Raw genomic sequence first — 5,346 nt, forward strand, 5'->3', positions numbered from 1 at the left:
GCCCCCGCCCCCGGCCGCCGGCTCGGGCAGGGCGCGCCGCGTCCGCTCGTGCACCCGGCTGGGCAGGATCGCGACCGAGAAGTACGGGACCGTCTCCGGGTCGACCTCGGCGAGCGGCAGGGCGCGCTGCCGGTCGGTCGTGGCGCGCTCGACGTACCAGGCGTCGCCGAGCCGCCCCGCCTCGTCCAGGGCCTCGCGGACGCCGCCGAACGTCCGGCCGAGCTTCAGGATCGCGGCGGAGTCGGTGCCGGCCAGCCGCCGCGCCAGGTCGCCGGGCGGCAGCGTCCCGGGCAGGACGGTCAGGACCTCGTCGCGCTCCACCAGCGGCCGTCCGAGCTCCGCCGCCGCGCCGCTGACCGACGTCACCCCCGGCACGACGGTCGTCGGGTAGCGCCCGTCCAGTCGCTTGTGCAGGTGCATGTAGGAGCCGTAGAAGAACGGGTCGCCCTCGCAGAGCACCGCCACGTCCCGTCCCGCGTCCAGGTGCCCGGCCAGCCGGGCCGCGCACCGCTCGTAGAACTCCTCCAGGACGCCCCGGTAGTCGTCGGTCGCCTCGGTCGTGACCGGGTAGACCAGCGGCTCCTCGATCTGACCGTCCCGCAGGTGGGCCGCGGCGATCGAGCGCGCGATGCTCCGGCCGTGCCGCGCGGAGTGGTAGACGACCACGTCCGCGCCCTCGATGAGCCGGGCCGCCTTGAGCGTGATCAGCTCGGGGTCCCCGGGGCCGAGGCCCACGCCGTACAGGTGTCCGGTCATCACTCTTCCTCGCTGGCGATGGCGTTGACGGCGGCGGCGGTCATGGCGCTGCCGCCCCGCCGCCCCCGCACGACCAGGTGCGGCAGGTCCGAGGCGGCCAGGGCGTCCTTGGACTCGGCGGCGCCGATGAACCCCACGGGGACGCCGAGCACGGCGGCCGGGCGGCCCGCCCCGTCCGCGACCATCTCCAGCAGCCGGAACAGCGCCGTCGGCGCGTTGCCGATCGCGACGACCGCGCCGTCCAGCCGGTCGCGCCACAGCTCCATCGCGGCGGCGCTGCGGGTGGTGCCGAGCCGCTCGGCGAGCGCCGGGACGCCGGGGTCGCCGAGCGTGCAGACCACGTCGTTCGCGGCCGGCAGCCGCGCGCGGGTCACGCCGGCCGCGACCATCTGCGCGTCGCACAGGACGGGCCGTCCGTCCAGCAGCGCGGCCCGCGCCGCCGCGACCACGCCGGGCGCGTAGTCGAGGTCGTCCACCAGGTCCGTCATCCCGCACGAGTGGATCATGCGGACGGCGACCCGGGCGACGTCGGCGGGCAGGCCCGCCAGGTCCGCCTCGGCCCTGATGGCCGCGAACGACCGCCGGTAGATCTCCGCACCCTCGCGGACGTAGTCGATCACTCGCTCCTCCGTGTCGCGGCGGCGGCCGCCGCCGTCGCCGTCAGGTCGTGGGACCGGGCGCGGACCTCGTCGCCCAGCCGCACCTCGTATCCCCCGGGGGTGGCCACGACGGCCACGTGCCGGTCGGCCGGACGGCCGCACCGCCGCTCGCAGCCCGACCAGTGCACCGGCAGCCCGTCCACCGCCTCCCGGGCGCGGGCGGCGTCGGCGCGGACGTCGGTCAGCGACGTGGCGCAGCCCGGCCGCCCGGCGCAGGAGGTGAGGCCCTCCCAGCCGGACGCGGGGGTGGTGACCAGGCCAGGAAAGTCTGACATGTCCGAGAGGTCCGGAATCACGAGGCCCCGCCAGGGAGTGACAATGATCTCCCCGGCGCCCCGCAGCGGCGCGGGGTCGAGCCGTCCCAGCGGGACGAGCCCGGACAGCGCGCTCCGCCCGTCCCGCTGCGCGATCCGGCCGAGCGGCGTCCTGCGCGGCACCGCCGGGACGCGGATCGCGGCCTCGCGGGGACCGGGGAGCGCGAGCCGCTCCGCGCCCAGCTCCGCCAGCCGCCACTCGGCCGTCCGGACGCGCAGGAACCTGCGCGCGACGTCCAGGACGAGCGCGACGGCGTCGCCGGCCCCCACCCGGATCCCGCTGTCGGCGCCCGCGAGGACGAGCGCGAACGCGTCCGCGCCCACCGCGAGCAGGCCGACGTCGCTCCGCAGCGCGATCACGTCGCCGCGGCCGTCGTCCAGCGCGAACAGGAAGCGTCCCGGCAGCCCGGCCAGCGCGGGGTCCGCGCACAGCGCCGCGTCCAGCTCGGCGACGAGCGGACGGACGTCCACCACCCCGGCCCCGTCGCGCCCGCTCAGCACGCTGGCGACGATGTTGCGGACCCGCTCGTGCGCGAACGAGGGCAGCAGCCCGGCCGCGCGCAGCCGCGCGCTCAGCTCCGCCTCCGCGCCGTCCGCCAGGCCCCGGATCTGCACGTTCGCCCGCGAGGTCAGCTCCAGGAACCCGTCTCCCAGCTCGGCCGCCGCATCGGCCGCCGCGTCGAACTGCGGGCCCGTGAGCCGCCCCCCGGGCAGCCGGACGCGCGCCAGCCCGCCGTCGGCGGCGGCGTGGACCCGCAACATCCCCGGACAGCCGTCCGGGCCGGAACGCATAGGTGAGGACACGGGACGGATCCTATGGACCAGCGCGGAACACCCTCGACGCGACTCTAACCCGCCCGCCTCAGTCCGCCCATGCGACGTGGCACCCTCCGGCCCCCTGCGAGTTCTCCTCGAAGGACCCCTGGACCACCCTGCCGAAGGCGTCGATACCCCCCAGGCAGGCATGGCGCGGTTCATCGTCCCCGCCCAGGGCGACCGCGGTGGCAGTGTCCGGCTTGGCTTTGATGACGCTGGTGACGCGCATCGCCTGCCCTTCGGCGAAGGAGAACAGGATGGTGTCCGCCGGCTCGCCCTTGTACATCAGCCCGAAGCCCGTCCGGCCGTCCGGGTCCATGACGGCGCTGGAGACCTTCCCGGAGCCGTCCGGCGACCGGAACAGGACGCGCCCGGCGCGCAGTTCGGTGCCCGGGGCACCGGTGTCGAGGGCATGCACCGTGACGGTTCCGACCGTGTCCCTGGACGACCCGCCGTCCGGCGGCTGCGGTGACATGGGCGACGGGAGCTGCGACGGGACTTGTGTGGGCGACGCAGGCGGCGTGAGAAGCGGAAGCGGCGTGGGCGATGCGAATGAGGAAGGCGAAGCGGGAGACGCGGATGGTGCAGGCGAGCCGGATGGTGCGGGCGACGCGGGATGGACTTCGCTGATGGTGTAGCCGAGCGTGCGGCCGTCGCGGGCCCAGACGATCTCGCCAATGAGCGAAGGCCCGCCCGTGGTCCAGGTGCGGCGGTTCCCGGTGGCGGTGTCGAGCACGGTGAGCGCGGCGCGTGGCGGCACCGCGGCCCGCGGAGGCATGCCGCCTCCTGGAGGCGGATGCCGCTCGGTAGCGCAAGGGGCCGTGGCGAAGGCGATCCGGCGGCCGTCCGGGCTCAACGCCATGCCCCCCACGAGTCCGGGGCCGGCGCCGCCCTTCACCGGCGTCATGCCGGTCACGTGGCCGTCGCCGGTGAGCCGGAACCGGTAGAGCCCGGACACGCACGGCTCGGCGCGCGCGGAGGCGACCACGAACGTTCCTCCGGGGCCCTCCAGGATCCCGCTGACCTCACCGGCGGACGGCTCCGGCGGCTGGACGGAGGCGAACGGCCGCTGGTTCAGCCTCTCGTTCGCGTAGATCTGGAACCATGGCGCGTTCTCACCTTGTTTCGTAGGCGCACCGTTCCTGCCTGCGACGAGCGTGAAACGCGGCCTCCGGTAGTCGGCACCAGGCTCGGCGTCCTGCGCCGCGGGCGGGGCGCTCTCGTCCACCACCAGCCGCACCCCGGCGACGGAGGCCGCCACGGCCACCGCCAGCCCGATCGGCGCCGCCCACCGGCGCACCCACCACCGGAACGCCGGCGCTTCTCCCGCCGGCGGCCGTGCGTCCTCCGAGAGTTCGTCGACCATCCGCCGATCATGCCGCTTAGCCCCGGTGGGCGCAGTTTTTCCCGGATCTCCGCCGTCCACCGCAGGTTGAAGGGCCGGGCTCGGTCGGTTCTGGGGTTCTTCCCGTTCAGGCAATGTTCAGGCCGCGGGGAGGGAACGCGGAGCAAGGGACCCTAAGGTGTCCCGGATGCCCTCGTTCACCCTGACCCCGCCCGGAACGCAGAACGGCTCTCCTCCAGCGACGGCACCCCGGATGAGCTGGCTCGATGCCCTCCGCGGGCTCGCCGCCCTGGTGGTGGTCTTCGAGCATTCGCTGGACGTCCTGCTGCCCGAGGTTCGCCGGGCGGCCGGCCCGTGGTTCGACTTCGGGCGGTACGGGGTGTTCGTGTTCTTCCTGGTCAGCGGCTACGTGGTGCCGTTCTCGCTGGAACGGCGCGGCAGCGTCCGGGAGTTCTGGATCGGGCGGTTCTTCCGGCTGTACCCGGCCTGGCTCGTCTCGGTCGCACTCGCGGTGGTGCTCGGGGCGGCCGGGATCTCGTGGGGGCTGCCGGACGCGCTGCGGGCGCGGCCCTGGACGTCGGTGCTGGCGCATCTGACGATGCTCCAGGACCTCCTGGGCGTGCCGAACGCCGTCAACGTGTTCTGGACGCTGTCGTACGAGATGGTGTTCTACCTGCTCGTGACGGCGATGTTCCTCGCCGGGGTGCACCGGGCCAGCGCCCGGGTCGCCCTGGGGTTCGGCGTGGCCGCCGCGATGCTCGGCGTGGCGCTGCCGACCGCGCTGCTCGCCGCCCGCTGGCCGGGCGGGACGACGCTCGTCGCCGCGCCCGTCCTCGCGGGCGGGCTGGCGGCCCTGGTCAGCCGGCGGCGCGCGGTGCGGCGGGCCGGGATCGCGGTCGTGGCGGGGCTGGCGCTGACGCTGCTCGTCCTCGACAGCCGTATCGGCGGGGTCGAGAGCCTGTGCATCATCGCGACGATGTTCGCGGGGACGGCCGTGCGCGGCATCGAGGACGGGAGGCTGCGCGCATGGCCCGCCGCCGCGATGGTCGCGGTCGTGCCCGTCCTGTCGCTGCTGGCCGGCCTGCGGCCCCCGACCGCCTGGGCCGCGCCCGGCGGCACGCAGTCGCTGGGCCTGGACTGGTCGCTGGCGGTGGCCGCGGCCTGGCTGACGTTCCTCGGCGGCTTCGCCCTGCGCCGCCGGTCCATGCCCCGGGCGCTGGTGTGGTCGGGGCTGGTCAGCTATTCGCTCTATCTGCTCCATCCGCTGGTCGTCCAGACGGTCTGGAGGGCCTCCGGGGATCCGGGCGGGATGCCGGGCATCGTCCGGCTCGGCTGGGGGGTGGTGCTGGTCGCGGCCGTCCTCGTCTCGGCGGGGCTGGCCCACCGGTACGTGGAGAGGCCTGCGCAGCGCCTGGGACGGCGCCTGGCCCGCCGCGGGAGGCCCCCGGCCCCGGCC

The 5,346-nt window shown here is 75.4% G+C and carries 5 protein-coding genes; 1 reads left to right on the forward strand and 4 read right to left on the reverse strand.

Going from position 1 to position 5,346, the window contains the following annotated elements; translation table 11 throughout:
* From E1298_RS43775 to E1298_RS43790, 4 genes are all read right to left on the reverse strand, one after another.
* A partial coding sequence (locus tag E1298_RS43775) for a precorrin-2 C(20)-methyltransferase (protein WP_131903281.1) occupies positions 1-756 on the reverse strand: 756 nt, incomplete at its 3' end.
* Positions 756-1,376 (reverse strand): precorrin-8X methylmutase, encoded by a 621-nt coding sequence (locus E1298_RS43780; RefSeq protein ID WP_131903282.1) that lies wholly within the window; start codon positions 1,374-1,376, stop codon positions 756-758. The genes E1298_RS43780 and E1298_RS43775, both read right to left, overlap by 1 nt.
* Positions 1,373-2,533 carry a precorrin-3B synthase gene (gene cobG, locus E1298_RS43785; protein ID WP_243726209.1) on the reverse strand — a complete coding sequence of 387 codons (1,161 nt, stop codon included), beginning with the start codon at positions 2,531-2,533 and terminating at the stop codon, positions 1,373-1,375. The genes E1298_RS43780 and cobG overlap by 4 nt, the downstream gene beginning before the upstream one ends.
* A gap of 58 nt (positions 2,534-2,591) precedes the next feature.
* On the reverse strand, positions 2,592-3,911 hold the full coding sequence (locus E1298_RS43790) for a hypothetical protein (RefSeq protein ID WP_131903283.1): 1,320 nt from the start codon (positions 3,909-3,911) through the stop codon (positions 2,592-2,594).
* Positions 3,912-4,077: 166 nt separating this feature from the next.
* On the opposite strand from E1298_RS43790, the gene E1298_RS43795 reads away from it, so the two are divergent.
* Positions 4,078-5,346: acyltransferase family protein (locus E1298_RS43795; protein WP_131903284.1), on the forward strand; the 1,269-nt coding region annotated here is incomplete at its 3' end.

Origin of the sequence: Actinomadura rubrisoli, from assembly GCF_004349215.1 — a bacterium.
Lineage (GTDB): Bacteria > Actinomycetota > Actinomycetes > Streptosporangiales > Streptosporangiaceae > Spirillospora > Spirillospora rubrisoli.